The 18417-nt window shown below is 70.0% G+C and carries 16 protein-coding genes; 5 read left to right on the top strand and 11 right to left on the bottom strand.

What is annotated here, in order from left to right; translation table 11 throughout:
* Positions 1-35: 35 nt before the first annotated feature.
* Both ppk2 and BWO91_RS17780 read right to left on the bottom strand, forming a co-directional pair.
* Positions 36-956: a polyphosphate kinase 2 gene (gene ppk2, locus BWO91_RS17785; protein ID WP_079003532.1), complete on the bottom strand. Its 921-nt coding sequence runs from the start codon at positions 954-956 to the stop codon at positions 36-38.
* Positions 957-1016: 60 nt separating this feature from the next.
* On the bottom strand, positions 1017-1310 hold the full coding sequence (locus BWO91_RS17780) for a GNAT family N-acetyltransferase (protein WP_071260637.1): 294 nt from the start codon (positions 1308-1310) through the stop codon (positions 1017-1019).
* 70 nt (positions 1311-1380) lie between these two features.
* Between BWO91_RS17780 and BWO91_RS17775 the strand changes: the two genes are divergently transcribed.
* On the top strand, positions 1381-2247 hold the full coding sequence (locus BWO91_RS17775) for a DNA-methyltransferase (RefSeq protein ID WP_064295765.1): 867 nt from the start codon (positions 1381-1383) through the stop codon (positions 2245-2247).
* 78 nt (positions 2248-2325) lie between these two features.
* Here the strand turns inward: BWO91_RS17775 and BWO91_RS17770 are convergent, their stop codons facing one another.
* The 4 genes from BWO91_RS17770 to BWO91_RS17755 form a co-directional block, all read right to left on the bottom strand.
* A complete protein-coding gene (locus BWO91_RS17770; protein ID WP_240555834.1) occupies positions 2326-3303 on the bottom strand; it encodes a LacI family DNA-binding transcriptional regulator in 978 nt (325 codons plus the stop codon).
* 173 nt (positions 3304-3476) lie between these two features.
* Positions 3477-4925: a GH1 family beta-glucosidase gene (locus BWO91_RS17765; protein WP_079003530.1), complete on the bottom strand. Its 1449-nt coding sequence runs from the start codon at positions 4923-4925 to the stop codon at positions 3477-3479.
* Between the two features lie 302 nt (positions 4926-5227).
* Positions 5228-7024 carry an MDR family MFS transporter gene (locus tag BWO91_RS17760; protein ID WP_079003529.1) on the bottom strand — a complete coding sequence of 599 codons (1797 nt, stop codon included), beginning with the start codon at positions 7022-7024 and terminating at the stop codon, positions 5228-5230.
* Positions 7025-7133: 109 nt separating this feature from the next.
* Entirely contained in the window at positions 7134-8228 is a 1095-nt protein-coding gene (locus BWO91_RS17755) for an alpha/beta hydrolase (protein ID WP_153303546.1), read from the bottom strand.
* 81 nt (positions 8229-8309) lie between these two features.
* Here BWO91_RS17755 and BWO91_RS17750 point away from each other — a divergent pair, with 81 nt between their 5' ends.
* Complete coding sequence (locus BWO91_RS17750; protein WP_240555569.1) at positions 8310-9167, top strand: M15 family metallopeptidase; 858 nt, start codon at positions 8310-8312, stop codon at positions 9165-9167.
* A 118-nt stretch (positions 9168-9285) separates the two neighbouring features.
* Here the strand turns inward: BWO91_RS17750 and pgm are convergent, their stop codons facing one another.
* The 4 genes from pgm to BWO91_RS17730 form a co-directional block, all read right to left on the bottom strand.
* Complete coding sequence (gene pgm / locus BWO91_RS17745; protein WP_064296891.1) at positions 9286-10905, bottom strand: phosphoglucomutase (alpha-D-glucose-1,6-bisphosphate-dependent); 1620 nt, start codon at positions 10903-10905, stop codon at positions 9286-9288.
* A gap of 28 nt (positions 10906-10933) precedes the next feature.
* Positions 10934-11374 (bottom strand): type II toxin-antitoxin system VapC family toxin, encoded by a 441-nt coding sequence (locus BWO91_RS17740; RefSeq protein ID WP_240555566.1) that lies wholly within the window; start codon positions 11372-11374, stop codon positions 10934-10936.
* A 2-nt stretch (positions 11375-11376) separates the two neighbouring features.
* A complete protein-coding gene (locus tag BWO91_RS17735; protein WP_079003526.1) occupies positions 11377-11619 on the bottom strand; it encodes a ribbon-helix-helix protein, CopG family in 243 nt (80 codons plus the stop codon).
* A gap of 125 nt (positions 11620-11744) precedes the next feature.
* Entirely contained in the window at positions 11745-13313 is a 1569-nt protein-coding gene (locus tag BWO91_RS17730) for an alpha/beta hydrolase (protein ID WP_079003525.1), read from the bottom strand.
* A 289-nt stretch (positions 13314-13602) separates the two neighbouring features.
* On the opposite strand from BWO91_RS17730, the gene pheA reads away from it, so the two are divergent.
* Complete coding sequence (pheA, locus tag BWO91_RS17725) at positions 13603-14565, top strand: prephenate dehydratase (RefSeq protein WP_079003524.1); 963 nt, start codon at positions 13603-13605, stop codon at positions 14563-14565.
* Between the two features lie 131 nt (positions 14566-14696).
* Here the strand turns inward: pheA and BWO91_RS17720 are convergent, their stop codons facing one another.
* Positions 14697-15365, bottom strand: a complete 669-nt coding sequence (locus BWO91_RS17720) for a GntR family transcriptional regulator (RefSeq protein WP_064296886.1) — start codon at positions 15363-15365, stop codon at positions 14697-14699.
* A 93-nt stretch (positions 15366-15458) separates the two neighbouring features.
* On the opposite strand from BWO91_RS17720, the gene BWO91_RS17715 reads away from it, so the two are divergent.
* Both BWO91_RS17715 and gdhA read left to right on the top strand, forming a co-directional pair.
* The gene (locus tag BWO91_RS17715) at positions 15459-16748 is read left to right on the top strand and encodes an MFS transporter (protein WP_430929513.1); all 1290 of its coding nucleotides are present in this window, start codon (positions 15459-15461) and stop codon (positions 16746-16748) included.
* Between the two features lie 188 nt (positions 16749-16936).
* Positions 16937-18292, top strand: coding sequence for an NADP-specific glutamate dehydrogenase (gene gdhA, locus BWO91_RS17710; RefSeq protein WP_071260619.1), 1356 nt, complete (start codon positions 16937-16939; stop codon positions 18290-18292).
* Positions 18293-18417 lie beyond the last annotated feature (125 nt).

The raw sequence follows: 18417 nt of genomic DNA, 5'->3' as shown, positions 1-18417 counted from the left end.
GAGGATAGCGGGCACTGCGGCCCTGCGTCCCCGGTTCAGTCGCCGACGTTGCGCTCGCCGCGCTCGTAGACCGAGGCGGCGGGCCCGACGATGTTGGTGTCGGGCGTGCCGACGACCTCGTGGTCCTTGTTGTCGTAGTCGAAGCGGTGCAGCACGTGCCGCATCGCCTCGACCCTGGCGCGCTTCTTGTCGTTGCTCTTGACGATCGTCCACGGGGCGTCGGCGGTGTCCGTCGCTTCGAGCATCGCCTCCTTCGCGCGGGTGTAATCGCCCCACTTGTCGAGTGACGCGAGGTCCATCGGGGAGAGCTTCCACTGCCGCACCGGGTCGACCTGCCGGATCGCGAAGCGCGTCCGCTGCTCGTCGGCGGAGACGGAGAACCAGAACTTCACGAGGTCGACGCCGTCGCCGACGAGCATCTGCTCGAACAGCGGTGCCTGGCGCATGAACTCGTCGTACTGCGCCGGGGTGCAGAACCCCATCACGCGTTCGACGCCCGCGCGGTTGTACCAGGACCGGTCGAACAGCACGATCTCGCCGGCGGCCGGCAGGTGCTGGACGTAGCGCTGGAAGTACCACTGCGTGGACTCGCGGGCGGTCGGCTTCTCGAGCGCCACGACACGGGCGCCGCGCGGGTTGAGGTGCTCGGTGAAGCGCTTGATCGTGCCGCCCTTGCCCGCGGCGTCGCGTCCCTCGAACACGACGACCAGCCGACGGTCGTTCGCCTTGATCCAGTTCTGCAGCTTCAGCAGCTCGATCTGGAGCAGCCGTTTGTCGCTCTCGTACTGCTCACGCGACATGCGCTCCGCATACGGGTAGCCCTCGCGCCACGTGTCGACGTGGCTACCCGCGGCGTCGAGCAGGATGGGGTCGTCGTCGTCGACATCGACCACCTGGTAACCGTCGACCTGGTCGAGTGCGGGCGGTGGTGCGTAGTGCGAGACGAGCTGCTGCATGGTCGGGACGCTAGTCCCCGTGCGTGACCGCCAGGTGGCCGGTGGGTGACGCGCTCGTGGCTAGCCGGCGGAGCGGGTGAGGAGGTCCTGACGCTCGGGGTGCGCGTCGAACCACTCGCCCACGTACCAGCACATCGGGACGATCCGACGGTCGCTGTGCTGCTCGACGTCGTCGACCGCGTAGGCGACGAGTTCGCCCGCGTACCCCTTGCCGCGGAACGGCGGCGTGGTGAAGGTGCGGGGGAAGGAGATCGAGTCGCCCGAGATGCGGTAGTCGACGACGCTCACCAGCTGGCCGTCGACGTGCATGGTGTAGCGCTGGGCATCGGTCTCGTTGGCGAACTCCGTGGTCATACGCGGTACAACGCGCGGGGTCGGTCGTTCCTTCCCGGGTGTGCAGGCCGCGGGCTGCCAGAATAGGCACATGTCCCTCGCCGCAGCAGCCGATGAAGTGCCGCTGCGATGGACCCCGGACGGCCCCGACCTCGTCCTCGAGGGCGACAACCTCGACGTCGTGGCCCAATTGCCCGACGAGGCGTTCACGCTCATCTATCTCGACCCGCCCTTCAACACCGGCCGCGTGCAGCGTCGCCACTCCTCGACCTCGGTGCGCACCGCTGAGACGGGGGTGAACCGTTTCGCCGGCTTCAAAGGGCAGGCGTACGAGCGCATCCGCGGCGACCTCAGACGCTTCGACGACGCTTTCGACGACTACTGGGGCTTCCTCGAGCCGCGACTCGTCGAGGCCTGGCGCGTCCTGGCCGCCGACGGCACCCTCTACCTCCACCTCGACTACCGCGAGGCGCACTACGCGAAGGTTCTCCTCGACGCCCTCTTCGGTCGGGAGTGCTTCCTCAACGAGATCATCTGGGCCTACGACTACGGCGCGAAGGCGCAGAGCCGCTGGCCGACGAAGCACGACACGATCCTCGTCTACGTGAAGGACCCGAAGGGGTACCACTTCGACAACGCGACCGTCGACCGCGAGCCCTACATGGCGCCCGGGCTCGTCACCGCGGAGAAGGCGGCGCGCGGCAAGCTCCCCACCGACGTCTGGTGGCACACGATCGTGTCGCCGACCGGCCGCGAGAAGACCGGGTACCCGACGCAGAAGCCGGAAGGGATCCTGCGTCGCATCGTGCAGGCGTCCTCCCGCGAGGGCGACTGGGTGCTCGACTTCTTCGCCGGCAGCGGCACGACGGGGGCGGTCGCGAAGGCGCTCGGTCGTCGTTACGTCCTCGTCGACGAGAACCCGCAGGCGATCGAGATCATCCGCTCCCGCCTCTCCTAGCCCGCGAACGGTCAGTTCAGCACAGTCGCTGCGCCCGGGACTATCGTCTGGTGACCGTTCGCGGGCTGGCGGGGAGGGTCAGACGGAGGCGCGCGGGACGAGGCGGGTCGGCATCATCGTGACGCGCTCGACCGGTTCGCCGGCGAGGCGACGGACCAGCAGCCTCGCCATCTCGGCACCGAGGTCGATGGGTGACTGCGCGATCGTCGTGAGCGGCGGTGCGGCGGTCTCGCCGTAGCGGTCGTCGTCGTAGCCCACGACGGCGATGTCGCCGGGGATCGTCAGGCCGGCTTCGCGGATGACGGAGTAGGCGCCGGCGGCCATCTGGTCGTTCGCGGCGAAGAGTCCGTCGATGGGCACGCCGCGCGCGAGGAGACGCCGCATCGCGGCAGCGCCGTCGGCCGGGGAGAAGTCGCCCACCTCGACGAGGTCGTGCGGAAGACCCGCGAGCTCGAGCTCCGCGCGCCACCCGGCGAGTCGGTCGACTCCACCCGGCATGTCCTGACGGCCCGCGATCGTCGCGATCCGGGTCCGGCCGGCCTCGATGAGGTGACGGGCCGCGGTCCTCGCGCCCTCGACGTTGTCGACGTCGACGTAGGTGCTGTCGACGACGTCGGCACCCATCGGGCGACCGCCGAACACGATCGGGAGCTCCTGGCCGAGCCGCGTGTACGAGTGGTCGCCACTGTGGTGTGACACGACGAGCGCGCCGTCGACGTTGCCGCCGAGCAGGTATCGGCGGGTCTTCTCGGAGTTCGCCTCACTCGCGATGAGGAGGTTGAGTGTGTAGTCGGTCTCCGCCAGCTCGAGGGCCACTCCCTGCACGACCGCCGCGAAGAAGGGGTCCGAGAACACCCGGGCGGTCGACTCCGGGACGACGAGCGCGATGACCTGGGTCCGGCGGGAGGCCAGGGACCGGGCGGCGCGGTTCGGGACGTAGTCGAGCGCGGCGATCGCCTCGTTCACGACCGCGACGACCTCGGCCGTGACCTTCGGCGAGCCGTTGACGACGCGCGACACGGTCGCGCGGGAGACGCCTGCGCGTGCCGCCACCATCTCGAGTGTCGGGGCCCCTTGACCGGACTGCATCATCGTCCCCTTCCGAGCGGGTGAGCGTGCCGAGTGCAGTGTATCGCCGGGCGTCTGGACGTCCGTGGCCGGTGTCGCTCCTCTGGAGGTGACCGGCGTGTCGCGGCCCCTCGATCGCGACACGCCGGAGTGTTCCTGCGTCAGGGAAGCTCCGCCACGGTGGGCACCACACGCGAGGCGGCGATGCGGCGTGCGTACGCCAGTCCGCTGTCCTTGATCGTGCGCTCCTGCGTGTCGTAGTCGACCCGCACGATGCCGAACCGCTTGTCGTAGCCGTAGGCCCACTCGAAGTTGTCGAGCAGTGACCAGACGAAGTAGCCGCGCACGTCGGCGCCGTCGGCGATCGCGAGTTCCACCTGGTCGATGTGGTCCTGGATGAAGGCGTCGCGGTCGACGTCGTGGATGCGGCCGTCCTCCGCGACGACGTCGTCGTAGGCCGCACCGTTCTCGGTCACGTACAGCGGCGGCAGCGTCGGATACTCGTGGCCGAGTCGGACGAGCAGGGTGCGGAGGCCGGCGGGGTGCACCTCCCAGTCCATCGCGGTGCGCGGGAGTCCGCGGCTCGGGAAGGAGATGTCGGGGGAGGCGAGCCACGGCGAACCTGCCTCGCGCTCGGTCGCGCCGGAGTGGCCGCCGTCGGCGCCGGAGTCGTCGGGGTGACCCGACACGAGGTCGTCGTGGTAGTGGTTGACGCCGAGGAAGTCGATCGGGGCGGAGATGGTCTCGAGGTCACCGTCGTGGATGAGTGTGTCGAGGCCGAGGCCCTCGAGGTCTTGGGCGACGTCGGCCGGGTACTCGCCGAGGACGATCGGTTCGAGGAAGATGCGGTTCATGATGCCGTCGACGCGGCGGGCGGCGTCGACGTCGGCCGGGTCGGTGGGGTCCGCCGGGATCGCGTTGGTGAGGTTGAGGGTGATGCCGATCTGCTCGGCACCGAGCTCGCGGAGGCGGGTGGTCGCCAGCCCGTGGGCGAGGTGCTGGTGGTGGATGGCGGCGAGCGCGGCGGCCTCGTCGCGGCGACCCGGTGCGTGCACGCCGACCGCATAGCCGAGGAGTGAGGAGCAGAACGGTTCGTTGAAGGTCGTCCAGTGCCGGACGCGGTCGCCGAGCGCGTCGTAGGTCGCCTCGGCGTAGTCGACGAAGTGCAGGGCGGTGTCGCGGTTCGTCCAGCCGCCCTGCTCCTCGAGCGCCTGCGGAAGGTCCCAGTGGTACAGGGTGAGCCAGGGGAGGATGCCGGCGTCGAGGAGCTGGTCGACCAGGCGACTGTAGAAGTCGAGGCCGGCTGGGTTGACGTCGCGGTCGCCCGGCTTGATGCGCGCCCAGCTCGTGGAGAAGCGGTAGGCGTCGAGGCCCAGCTCGGACATGATCGCGATGTCGCCGGCGGTGCGGTGGTAGTGGTCGACGGCGACCTCGAGGTCGTCACCGTTGGCGATCGCTCCGGGCACCCGGGCGAAGGCGTCCCAGATGGAGTCCTCCTTGCCGTCCTCGTGTGCCGCCCCCTCGACCTGGGCGGCCGCGGTGGCGGAACCCCAGAGGAACGGCGGCAGGATCAGGGCCGGGCGGGTGGTGGGCTGGGGGGCGTGCGTCATCGAAGCTCCTCGTGGCTGGGTGCACGCCCATGCTATCGCCTGCTGAGAGCGCTCTCATGTCGGTCTCGCGTGGGTGGGGTGTGGCGCCAGCGCGGTGCGCTGACGCGAGCGCGGGTCTACGGAGTGAGCGCGCCCCTCCAGAGGGGCGCGCTCACGTGCTGGGGCCGCGGTGACGCCGATTCGACAGCGCTCACGTCAGCGCGGTGCGCTGGCACCCGGATGACCACGTCAGCGCGGTGCGCTGGCGGCGGTCAGCCCGCGGTCACGTCAGCGCGGTGCGCTGGCAAACCGACGAACGACGGTCAGCGACGGGTGGAGGGATCGACGACGCGGTTGCTCGCGGTGTCGGGTGACAGCTGCGACCCCGCCAGCTCGGCGGCACGCTGGGCGGCGAGCGACAACTCGCCCTCGGCGTCCTCCGCAGCCTGGGCGTCGGTTCGCTCCTGCAGCGCCGACTTCGCCCGCAGCGGCGGCGCCTTGAGGAACCAGCTCAGCACGAATGCGACGGCGACCACCGCGAAGCTCACCCAGAACACGGTCACGGTCGCATCCGCGAACCCCGTGAGGAACGGCGCGGCCAGGTCGTGGTTCGCACCGACGAGGAACGAGGTGTCGCCGTCGAGCGCGGAACCGGCCGAGCCGCTGTTCTCCTGCGCCCGCTGCAGCACCTTGAGGATGCCCTCGTTCGCCGGGTCCGACAGCACGGCCGGGTCCTGCGCCGCGGCCCGGACCCGTTCGCTGAGCGTCGGATCCGCGAACGCCGCCGCGATGGTCGTCGGGATCCGCGTGTAGAGCACGGAGAAGATCACGGCCGTGCCCAGCGTTCCACCGATCTGACGGAAGAAGGTCGACGAGCTCGTCGCCACCCCGATGTCGCGTGCCTCGACGGCGTTCTGGCTCGCGATCGTCAGCGTCTGCATCAGCTGGCCGAGTCCGAGGCCGACGAGCAGCATGCCGCCCATCATCCACCAGACGGGCTTGTCGGCCGTCGCGAAGCTGAAGTAGAAGAAGCCGCTCAGGAGCAGGAAGGTACCGACGATCGGGAACGCCTTGTACTTGCCGGTCCGGGCGATGATCTGGCCGCTCGCGATCGACGAGATCATGAGGCCGAGGATCATCGGCAGCATCAGCAGACCGGACTCGGTCGGTGTCGCGCCTTCGACGAGCTGCAGGAACAGCGGCACCGTCATCATCGCGCCGAACATCCCGAACCCGACGAGCACGCCGAGGATGGTGGCGACCCGGAAGGTGGAGTTCTTGAAGAGCTTCAACGGGATGAGAGCGTCGTCGCCCATCGCCCGTTCGACGAGGATGAACCCGACGATGCCGGCGACCCCGATGGCGTAGCAGGCGATGGACCCTGCCGAGGCCCAGCCCCAGATGCGGCCCTGCTCGGCGACGAGCAGCAGGGGCACGACGGCGAGGACGACCGTTGCGGCACCCCACCAGTCGATGCGGACGCTGTGGCGGGTGTGCGGGATGTGCAGGAAGCGGAGGACGATCGCGAGCGCGATGACACCGATCGGCAGGTTGATGAGGAACACCCAGCGCCAACCGGTGATGAACAGCAGCTCGGGGGCCCCGGCGAACAGGCCGCCGATCAGCGGGCCGATGACACTCGAGACACCGAAGACCGCGAGGAAGTACCCCTGGTACTTGGCGCGCTCGCGCGGGGCGAGCATGTCGCCCATGATCGTCAGCGGCAGGGCCATGAGGCCACCGGCGCCGAGGCCCTGGATGGCACGGAAGATCGCCAGCTCGTACATCGAACCGGACATACCGGCGAGCAGCGAGCCGATGAGGAAGATCGAGATCGCGATGATGAACAGCGGGCGGCGGCCGAAGATGTCGGACAGCTTGCCGTAGATCGGCGTCGAGACGGTCGAGGTGATCAGGTACGCGGTGGTGACCCACGCCTGGAGGGCCATGCCGTCGAGGTCGTCGGCGATCGTGCGCATCGAGGTGCCGACGATGGTCTGGTCGAGTGCGGAGAGGAACATCCCGGCCATGAGGCCGAAGATGATGAAGAGGATCTGCCGGTGGCTGAGGACGGGGGCGGATCCCGACGGCTCGGTCGAGGCGGGGGAACTGGATGACATGCGGTCTCGTTCGACTCTGGGCGCGCCGGTCTGAAGGCGCACCGACGTTGGGGATTTTGCGTAGTGTGCAAACTTACACCCGGCGCAAGTTCCGCGGCAACCGCTTCGGTCAGGGTGTGGCGGTCTGCGCTGCGGCGAGGTCCGCGTCGAGCGCCGCGAGGTAGTCCAGGGTGGCCGTGAGTGCCACGTGGGCGTCGTCGAGGTCGAGGTGGAACTGGTACTCGTGGGGGAGCGCCGGCTCGTGGTCCGCGGCCCAGAAGAGCTTCGTGACGTCGACGCCGGCGTCCTCGAGGGCACTGCTCATCGGGACCGACTGCAGCCAGGTGAGGGCGTCACCGTTCCCGCCCGTGATGAAGGTCGGCGGGAAGTCGGCGGTGACGAAGTCGATCGTCGACATGAGCGCGCCGGTCGACGTCTCCGACCAGTCCTTCGTACCGGCGTAGGCCCAGAGGGCGGTCTGGAGGCCCCAGGCGCCGATGCCGTCGAGCTCGGCCATCGCCGGCAGGTCGTAGACCCCGCAGTTGAGGATCGTCCCGACGAGCTGGTCCGCAGCGATGCCAGGGGTCATGCCCGACAGCGTCGCGTAGTCGGGGTTGGTCGTGAGGACGGCGAGCTGGCTGGCGAGCTGCGATCCCGCTGAGTCGCCCGCGAGCACCAGGCGGTCCGGGTTCCCGTTCCACTCGGCGGCGTGCTCCGAGATGTACGCGAGGGCGTCGTTGAGCTGGTTCACGGCCGTCGGATAGACGGCCTCGGGAGCGATCGTGTAGTTGACCGCGATCGTCGTGTACCCCTCGGCCGCGAGGATGCGGAGGTAGGGCTCGACGTTCCCCTTCTCGCCGGAGATCCAGGCGCCGCCGTGGATCCAGACGATCGTGGTCAGCGGTTCGGTGCCGTCCGCCGGGGTGAAGACGTCGAGGGTGGTGTCCACCTGTGGTCGGCCGCCGCTCGGTGCCGCGTAGGCGATGTCGCGGAACTCCGTGAGCTTCGTGTCGGGGACGTACGGTTCCATCTCGGCGACCGTCGCAGCACCGCCGCGTTCGAACACCGAGCGGATGAGGAGCGCGGACGGCCACGGGGTGATGGCAGCGACGACCGCGACGACGAGGCCGAGACCGATCACGACGGCGGCCGCGGTCAGGAGCCGACGGAACCGCGGGCGCTTCCGGTGCGTCGGCGCGTGGTGTGCTGGCGTCCCTGCGGTCATGGTCGGGCCCCTCGTCCGGTGTGCAAGCCTGTCGACAGTGTGGCAGAGGCGCATGCGCCGTGTCGCGGTTAGGCTCGACGTGTGACCGCAGCCCACCAGCCCTCCCACCGACGCCCGGTCTCGCGGCGCGTCCGACGCAACCGCGTGATCGCGTTGAGCGTCCTGGCCGCCGCGCTCGCGATCCTGCTCGTGGTGCTCGTCGTGAACATCGCCGGCGGCGCCACGCCCACCCCGGCCGCTGCCACGAAGACACCGAGTGCGACCCCGTCCGTCACCCCGACGCCGACCCCCACGCCCACGCCGACGCCGACGGAGACGGTTCCGGTCGCGCCCCCCGCCCCGCCGGCGTTCGACAAGGCCGCCTACTCGATCGACGACCCGCTGAGCCCGTGGGTGGTCGTCAACAAGACCCGGCCGCTGAACCCGGTCGACTACACGCCACCGGACCTCGTGTCCGTCCCCGTCGCCCACACCTGGGACCCGCTGCTGCGTGCCGAGGCCGCCGCCGCGATCGTGCAGCTGTTCGACACCGCTTCAGCCGAGGCCGGCCTGTCGCTCGCTTCGAACAGCGCGTACCGCAGCTACTCGAGCCAGGTGTCGGTGTACGACAGCGAACCCGACGACTCGACGACCGCACGCCCCGGCTACAGCGAGCACCAGACCGGCTGGACGATGGACATCGGTGCCGAGAGCGGCAACTGCTCGCTCAACACCTGTTTCGGCGACACGGCGGAGGGGCAGTGGCTCGCCGCGAACGCCTACCGCTTCGGGTTCCTCCTGCGGTACCCGGCCGACAAGGTCGACGTCACCGGCTTCTCGTTCGAGCCGTGGCACTACCGCTACATCGGCGTGCCGCTCGCGACCGAGATGCACAACACGGGCGTGACGACGCTCGAAGAGTTCTTCGGGCTCCCGCCGGCTCCCGGGTACCTGAACTAGCCCTCCGACAGGCTCAGGGACCGGGCGTCGGCTCAGGGATCGGCGCGGCGTCAGGGAAGACCGGTCACTGAGCCTGTCGAAGTGCGCCCTTAGACAGGCTCAGGAACCAGGAGATGAGCTAGGCGCCGAGGGCGGCGTCGACGATCTGCTTCGCCTCCGCCTGGACGAGCTTGAGGTGCTCCGCGCCCTTGAACGACTCGGCGTAGATCTTGTAGACGTCCTCGGTGCCGGACGGACGCGCGGCGAACCACGCGTGCTCGGTCACGACCTTGACGCCGCCGATGGCCGCGTCGTTGCCCGGCGCGTGGCTGAGCTTCGCGACGATCGGGTCGCCGGCGAGCTCGGTCGCCGTGATGGCGTCGCCGTCGAGCTTGCCGAGCCGCGCCTTCTGTTCCTTCGAGGCTGCGGCGTCGACACGCTCGTACACGGGGTCGCCGAAGCGCTCGGTCAGTTCGCGGTAGAGCACCGACGGGGTCTTGCCCGTCACGGCGAGGATCTCCGCGGCGAGCAGGCAGAGGAGGATGCCGTCCTTGTCGGTGGTCCACACCGAGCCGTCGAAGCGGAGGAAGCTCGCGCCGGCGCTCTCCTCGCCACCGAAGCCGACCGAACCGTCGACGAGACCGGGGACGAACCATTTGAAGCCGACCGGGACCTCCCAGAGGCGGCGTCCGAGGGACTCGGCCACGCGGTCGACGACCGACGACGACACGAGGGTCTTGCCCACGGCGGCGTCGTCGCGCCAGCCCGGCCGGTTCGCGTAGAGGTAGTCGATCGCGACGGCGAGGTAGTGGTTGGGGTTCATGAGCCCGGCGTCGGGCGTGACGATGCCGTGGCGGTCGGCGTCGGCGTCGTTGCCGGTGAGGAGGTCGAACTCGTCGCGTCGTGCGACGAGCGCCGCCATGGCGGAGGGCGACGACGGGTCCATGCGGATCTTGCCGTCCCAGTCGAGCGTCATGAACGCCCAGGCCGGGTCGACGTGCGGGTTCACGACGGTGAGGTCGATCTCGTAACGGTCGGCGATCGCCTGCCAGTAGTGGACGCTCGCACCGCCGAGGGGGTCGGCACCGATGCGGATCCCGCTGCGCTTGATGGCGTCGAGGTTGATGATGTGCTTCAGATCGTCGACGTAGTTGCCGCGGAAGTCGTACGTCTCGACGGCGGACGGTTCCGCCATCTTGACGTCGTGCAGCCCACCGGCGATGAGCTCGTTGGCGCGGTTCGCGATCCAGGAGGTCGCGTCGGAGTCGGCAGGTCCGCCGTGCGGGGGGTTGTACTTGAAGCCGCCGTCAGCCGGCGGGTTGTGGCTGGGCGTGACGACGATGCCGTCCGCCTGGTCGCCGTTGCCCTCGGCGTTGTACTTGAGGATCGCATGGCTGAGCGCGGGGGTCGGCACGAAGTCGTCGAACTCGTCCACCAGGACGCGCACACCGTTGGCGACCAGGACCTCGAGCGCCGTCGTCTGCGCCGGCCCACTGAGCGCGTGGGTGTCGGATCCGATGAAGAGCGGCCCGGTGATCCCCTGGCTCGTGCGGTACTCGACGATCGCCTGCGTGGTCGCGGCGATGTGGTCCTGGTTGAACGCGGTGTTCAGCGAGGAGCCGCGGTGGCCGGAGGTGCCGAACACCACCCGCTGCTCGGGGATCGAGACGTCCGGCTTCAGTGTGTAGTAGGCGTCGATGAGCGACGGGACGTCGATCAGATCTGCTTCGGTGGCGGGGGTACCTGCGCGATCGTTCATCGCACCAGTCTGGCAGGAACGACCGATGTCAGGAAGGCGCTTGACCCGTGGCGAGTGGCGATTCCCACCGGAGGTCCGGGAAGCGCGCGAAGTCGCGATCGAGCGTCACGAAGGTCGCCCGGTGTTCGATCGCGAGTGCGGCATTGGCCGCGTCCGAGACGAGGTTGCCTCGGGCCTCGACCGCTGCGCAGAGCGAGGTGAAGACCGTCCAGAACGACGGGCCAGGGCGGACCACCTGTACCCCGGGCTCGTCGCGGAGTCGCTGCATCTGGTCCAGCGCGACGGGGATCGGAGTGGGATCGACGAAGATCCGACGCTGGGTCACGATCCGGATGTACCCCGCGAGCACGGCTTCGCTGACGCCCAGGGGCTCTCTCGATCGGACGGCATCTTCCAACCAGGTTGCGAGCGCGCGGTGGTGTTGTGAGTCGGGTCGGAACGCGCCGATGAGGACGTTGGTGTCGACCACCTTCACTCGAAACCGTCCATGATGTCCTCGAGTTGCGCGTTGTTCGTGAGGTCGATTCCTGGGTGGGGTCCTCCCCGGCCGTACGGCACGACCTTGTACGGCTCCCGCTCGGGCGGTGCGGCCGCCGCGGCCAGCTTCGCGCGCAGGGCCTCCTCGATGTAGGCGGTCACGGTCTTCCCCTCCTGCGAGGCGTGCTCGCGGACGGCCTCGTAGAACTCGTCGGCGAGTCGGATGGTCGTTCGCATGACCCGAGCCTACGAAGGCGTATGTCGGTATGTCAACGACGCTACCTTCTCCCATCGGCGCAGGGGTGAGCCGACACGGATCTGTGGAGTGGGCGCTGCTCCAGGTACCTGTGGAGGGCCGTCGACTAGTGCGTGGCGAGGAGCGCCGCGGCCGAGGCGGAAGCGGAGGTGGTCGTGGAGGAGCTCGTCGTGGATGCGCCCGCCCCGACGCCCGCGGCATCCGGCATGGAGCCGCGCTGGTGGGACGACCCGGGCGTCGTCAGATCGGCGACCGCGGACGCCTGACCCGTGACGATGCGCTGGATCGCGTAGAGGCTCTCGGTCGCCGGCCCGAGGTACTTCCCCCGGTCGTCGGCGTTGCTCGACCCGACCGCGTTGTGCCCGTCGACGGCGCCGAGGTGGTCGCCGTCGCCGAGCGTCAGGCCGTCGGAGCCGAAGGTGGTCGCGCCCCAGGAGCTCATCGCAGGATCGGCCCGACCGGACAGGAACTGGCCGAGACCGGCGAGGGTGTCGGCGCTCGCCTGGGAGGCGTACACGCGGCCGGCCGGGACGTGCAGATCCTCGATCCCGATCTCCGTCGGGATGCCGGCCGAGCCGAGCATGACGAAGTCGTCGACGTGGTAGTCGCCGGACGCCAACGCCAGCGAGGCCGTCGCCGTGCCGTAGGAGTGCGCCACGACGCTCAACTGGGAGACGATGCCGCGCGCGGAACGGACGGCGTCGTATCCGGCGAGCACTCCGGCGAGCAGGGGTGCCCCTTCGACTGCCCGGTCGTTCGACGGCACCTCGAGCGCGCTCGGGCTGTGTCCGCCGATCCAGAGGATGACCGCGCTGTCGGCTGCGGCGCTCTGGATGCGCTTCGCCCCGCGCAGGTAGTCGTCGAGTTCGAGGGCGCTGCTGTTCATCCCGGGGACGAACACCGTGACGTAGGCGGCGGTGTCCACGTCTCCCACGGCGACCGCGACCCGCGGGGGTCCGGAGCCGCCCGCCTGCAAGGTGATGAGGTACTCCGGCTGGAGGCGGGCGGCGATCGCGTCCGGCGAGTACCGGTCGACGAGCAGCTTGATCGCGTCCAGGCGCGACAGGGTCGTGGCGAGGGCCGCCGAGTCCGCCTGCCCGTCGACCTGGTCGCTGCTCACCGTCAGCGAGCGGTAGCTCGCCTCGGTGTCGGCGAGGAGGCCGGCGAGGCGGGAGACGTTGGCCGTCGCCCGATCCGTGTAGGCGACGCCCTCGAGGTTGCCGATGACCGCCGGGTAACCGGTGATGAGCAGTGCGCGGTAGCCGGGAGCGAGCTCGGTCCACAGCTGCGCGACCTGCGATGAGGACATCGTCGTGAGGGCCGTCGCCGCCGCAGCGAGGTCGCCGGCGTAGGCGGTGGTGAAGGCGGCGGCCGTCATCGTCGGGACGGAGGAGGCCACCGGTGCGAAGTCGGTGGCGGAGATCGCGGTCGCGCCGGCGGTCGAGGTCTGCGTCACCGTGACGACGCCGGCCAGGATCGCGGCGATCGCGATGGTCATGACGAGCGACTTGACGAGAGTCGCGCGGGCCGCCGAGATCGGCCGGTGCACCCAGGCCGGCAGCGACAACGACGGGAGGTTCCAGGAGGAGCCGAGGCTGAACACGGCCTCGCCGCCGCTCGCCAGGTTCAGCCGTGGAGTGGACCGCGGGGCGGCGTCGGTGAAGACACTCGTCACGTCACTCCTGTTCCTGTCTCAGCCCGTCGGGTGGAGCCTCACGCGACATGGGTCACGCATCGAGATCGGGGAGACGAACGGCCGTGAACTCGCTTCCCGAGACGAGCGGCAGCGCTCAATACACCCTTGTATCCATTGTGGCGGGTATTGGCGTGATTTGAATAGCTCAAAACGGGGGGTATCGGGGCCGAAATGGCCCGATCTTCCTGGAAATCACCCGAATGTGACCTGGATGGGAGTCAACGGCCGTTCCAGAGCGTGTCGCGAAGCACACGGTACGCTCGGAGGCATGCCAGCCGCACCCGCCGACGACGCCCTCCGGAGCTACAGTTTCCTCGGTCCGAGCGGGACCTTCACCGAGGTGGCGCTCGGCCAGGTCGAGGAGGCCAAGGGTCAGATCTGGAAGCCCGTGTCGAACGTCGGCGAGGCGCTCGGCGACGTCCTCGAGGGCCGCAGCACGGCCGCGGTCATCGCCATCGAGAACTCGGTCGACGGGGGCGTGTCGGTGGCGCAGGATGCACTCGCCACGATGCTCGGTCTCCGCATCGTCGGCGAAGTGCTCGTGCCGGTGAACTTCGTACTCGTCGCCCGCCCCGGAACCCGCCTCGAGGACGTCGCGGTCGTGAACGCGCACCCCGTCGCCTACGGGCAGTGCCACCTCTGGCTCGACGCCAAGCTGCCCTCGCACGGACACATCCCGGCGTCGAGCAACGTCGCCGCCGCAGCCTCCCTGCTCGACGGCACCTCGACCGCCGACGCCGCGGTCGCCCCGCCCGGCATCGTGAACCACTACGACCTCGATGTCCTCGCGGAGAACATCGGCGACAACCCGAACGCCGTGACCCGCTTCGTCGTCGTCAGCCGTTCACGGGAGATCCCGGCCAGGACGGGCGCCGACAAGACGAGCCTCATCGTCGAGTTGCCGAACGACGAGTCCGGCTCGCTGCTCGGCATGCTCGAGCAGTTCTCCACGCGAGGCGTGAACCTGAGTCTCATCGAGTCCCGGCCCATCGGCGACGCGCTCGGCCGCTACCGCTTCGTGATCGACGCCCTCGGCCACATCGAGGACGAGCGGATGGCCGACGCCCTGCTCGGGCTCCGGCGGTTCAGCCCGAACGTGATCTTCCTGGGCTCGTACCCGAGCGCCGACCGCACCGCCGTCGACTACCACTCGCGCTACAACGACGAGGTGTTCATCGAGGCCCGTGACTGGTTGCGCGGGCTGCTGTCGGCGGAGCCACTCGAGGACTGAGCCGTCACGCTCGCGCGCAGCTCCTGCTGTCGGTCCGTATTCGAGGACGGGGTCGACGTCGGGGACGGCGTGTCGGCGCTATCCGCAGCGGGGTGCAGGAGTTGTGAGCGCCGACGAGGTGTCGCCGGGGTTCAGCTGACGATGTCGACACCGTGACCGCGGAGGCGCCGCTGGTCGGCGGTGAGCGATGCGATGAGCCGCTCGTTCGTCCCGCGGATGTGGCGCGCGACGAGGTCCGCCGCGCGCTCGGGGTCGCGCGCCGCGACCGCATCGAGGATGGCGCGGTGCTCCGTGGCGGCCTGCTCTCGGGCCTCGGGCGTCCGCACCTCGAGCCAACGGGTGCGGGCGAGCCGGACCATCGCGCCGCGCACCCCTTCGGCGAGCAGGTGGTTCGCGGACAGCGCCGCGAGCTCCTCGTGGAAGTCGCCGCCGACGCGGAGGACCGTGTGCTCGTCGTCGGGGCGGGGCTCGTCGAGGAGGGTGCGGATCGCGGCGAGCTGCGCTTCGGTCGCGCGTTCGGCGGCGAGCCGGACGCCGGCGGTCTCGAGCGCCTCACGGACCTCGGCGATGAGCCCGATCTCCTCGAGGTCGATGGGTGCCACGATCCAGCCGCGGCCGTCCCGACGCGCCAGACCCTCGGCCTCGAGCCGGGTGAGGGCGGCGCGCACGGGCGTCCGTGACGCCGCGAACCGTTGCTCGAGCCCGCGCTCGGTGAGCGGCTGCCCGGGCGCGAGGTCCAGGGTCAGGATCGCCCCGCGGAGGCGCTCGTAGAGCTGCGTGGTCTGCGTCGGAGTGCTCATCCGTGTTCCCGATCCGGCCGGTGACAATTGGTATACCAAAATGGTGTACCGTCATGCTAGCAGCGGGAGACACCCACCGCAGGAAGCGGCACGATGACCGGATCGACACCAGCCCCCGAGGCCCCGGCGACCGCTCGCGGGGCGCGTCCACCGATGCCGAACGCCGGTCGGGCCTGGACCGTCCTCGGGCTCGGTGTCGCCGCGCAGACCGCCGGCACGCTCTTCGTCAGCACCCCGGCGTTCCTCATCCCGCTCCTGCACGCCGATCGGGGCATGTCGCTCGCCGAGGCCGGCGTCCTGGCCGCCGCCCCCACCCTCGGCATGGTGCTGACGCTCATCGCCTGGGGTTGGCTGGCCGACCGTGTCGGCGAGCGCATCGTCATCGCCGGCGGCCTCGCCCTCACCGCCGTCGCCGCGGCCGGGGCGGTCGCCGCGGACGGCCTCATCCCGTCGCTCGGCTACGGTCCGCTCGGAATCCTGCTCCTGCTCGGTGGCGCCGCCTCCGCGAGCACGAACTCGGCGAGCGGCCGGATCGTCGTCGGCTGGTTCCCGAAGGACCGACGCGGTCTCGCGATGGGGATCCGCCAGATGTCGCAGCCCCTCGGCGTCACGGCGGCCGCGGTGACGGTGCCGTCCGTGGCGGCGGCGTCGGGCATCTCCGCCGCCCTCGTGATCTCGCTCGTCGCGACGGGTGTCCTCGCCGTGGCCTGCACGATCGGACTCCGGAATCCGCCACGGACCGCCGTGCCGAAGCCGGTCCCGACGGAGACGACGCCGAACCCCGTGGCCGCGCGACCCCGCAACCCCTACCGAGACGACGGCTTCCTCTGGCGCATCCACGCCGTGTCGATCCTGCTCGTGGTGCCGCAGTTCACCCTCACGACCTTCGCGCTCGTCTGGCTCGTCGCCGATCAGGGCTGGAACGCGCTCGCGGCGGGCGTGCTCGTCGGTGTCGCGCAGTTCGTCGGAGCGATCGGTCGGATCGGCGTCGGGGTGTTGAGCGACCGCCTCGGCAGCCGGGTGCGGCCGCTGCGCTGGGTGGCGGTGTCGGCGGTCGTCGTCATGCTGCTCCTCGCCAGCGTCGGGCTGCTGCAGTGGCCGGTGGCGGTCGCCGTCGCGCTCGTCGTCGCCAGTGCGGTGACGGTCGCCGACAACGGGCTCGCCTTCACCTCGGTCGCGGAGATGGCAGGCCCCACCTGGGCGGGGCGGGCGCTGGGAGCGCAGAACACCGGCCAGTTCATCGCCGCGTCGGTCGTCGGGCCGGCGGTCGGTGCGCTCATCGGCCTGGTCGGGTATCCGCTCGCCTTCCTCGCGGTCGCGGTGCTCCCGGCCCTCGCGATCCCGATCATCCCGAGCGAGGCCGCGGAGCACGACCACCTCTAGGCCGTCGTCCCACCGGTCCGGTCGGCTCGTCTAGTCGACGTTTGACGGATATCTATCGCGGCTGCCAGGCTTGCCGAGGCCCCACGACGGCCCGTGTACCTCCCCGCCGGCGAGTCGCGCTCCACTGCCTTCGACCACCGTCGAGCGACAGCCGGAGACGCCTGGTCGGCCGATCAGAAAGCACCACAGTGACCGGCACCACCACGTCCACCGACCCCGTCCACGCCGTCGCGGAGGCCGCCCTGCGGCGCAATGCGGGCGAACCCGAGTTCCACCAGGCGCTCCTCGAAGTCCTCGAGTCCATCCGCCCGGCGCTCGAGGAACACCCGGAGTACCTCGAGGCGGGCATCCTCGAACGCCTCGTCGAACCCGAGCGGCAGGTCGTGTTCCGCGTGCCGTGGACCGACGACCGCAACCGGGTGCAGGTGAACCGCGGCTTCCGCGTCCAGTTCAACTCCGCGCTCGGCCCGTACAAGGGCGGGTTGCGCTTCCACCCGAGTGTGAACCTGTCGATCGTGAAGTTCCTCGGGTTCGAGCAGATCTTCAAGAACGCTCTCACCGCGCAGGGCATCGGCGGCGCCAAGGGCGGCAGCGACTTCGACCCGCACGGGCGATCGGACGCCGAGATCATGCGCTTCTGCCAGAGCTTCATGAACGAGCTCTACCGCCACCTCGGCGAGCACACCGACGTCCCGGCCGGCGACATCGGCGTCGGCGCGCGCGAGATCGGCTTCCTCTTCGGCCAGTACCGGAAGATCACCAACCGTCACGAGTCGGGCATGTTCACCGGCAAGGGCGTCGGCTGGGGTGGCGCCGAGGTGCGCACCGAGGCGACCGGGTACGGGACGGTGTTCTTCGTGGACGAGATGCTCGCCGTCGACGGCCGCGGGGTCGAGGGCAAGCGCGTCATCGTGTCGGGCTCCGGGAACGTCGCGACGTACGCGATCGAGAAGGTCCACCAGCTCGGTGGTACCGCCGTCACCGCGTCGGACTCCTCCGGGTACGTGGTCGACGACGCCGGCATCGACCTCGAGCTCCTCAAGCAGATCAAGGAGGTCGAGCGCGGCCGGATCTCCGAGTACGCCGCCCGCCGTCAGGGCGCCCACTTCGTCGCCGGCGGCAGTGTCTGGGACGTCCCGGGGGAGATCGCACTGCCGAGCGCGACGCAGAACGAGCTGCACGAACGCGACGCGATCGCCCTCGTGAAGCACGGCGTCATCGCGGTCGCGGAGGGCGCGAACATGCCGTCGACGCCCGAGGCCGTGCGGGTGTTCCAGCAGGCCGGCGTCCTCTTCGGCCCGGGGAAGGCGGCGAACGCCGGTGGCGTGGCGACCTCGGCGCTCGAGATGAGCCAGAACGCGGCCCGGCAGCGGTGGTCCTTCGACGACAGCGAGGTGAAACTGCGCGGCATCATGCACGGCGTGCACCGCGCCGCTTATGAGGCCGCCGAGCGCTACGGCCGGCCGGGCGACTACGTCGTCGGGGCGAACACCGCCGCGTTCGTGAAGGTCGCGGACGCGATGCTCGCCCAGGGGGTCATCTAGTCGGCTCTTCCCGTTCGCAATTCAGGACGCCGCCGGGGCGTCGCCCCCATCTCGTCCATCGGGGTGCGGACACGCCGGCGGCGTTCCTGAGTTGCGAACGCGCACGTGTCCGATTGCGACGGGGT

Origin of the sequence: Plantibacter flavus (assembly GCF_002024505.1) — a bacterium.
GTDB lineage: Bacteria > Actinomycetota > Actinomycetes > Actinomycetales > Microbacteriaceae > Plantibacter > Plantibacter flavus_A.
Note: the sequence above shows the minus strand (reverse complement) of the source record. Positions and strands in the feature narration are given on the sequence as shown.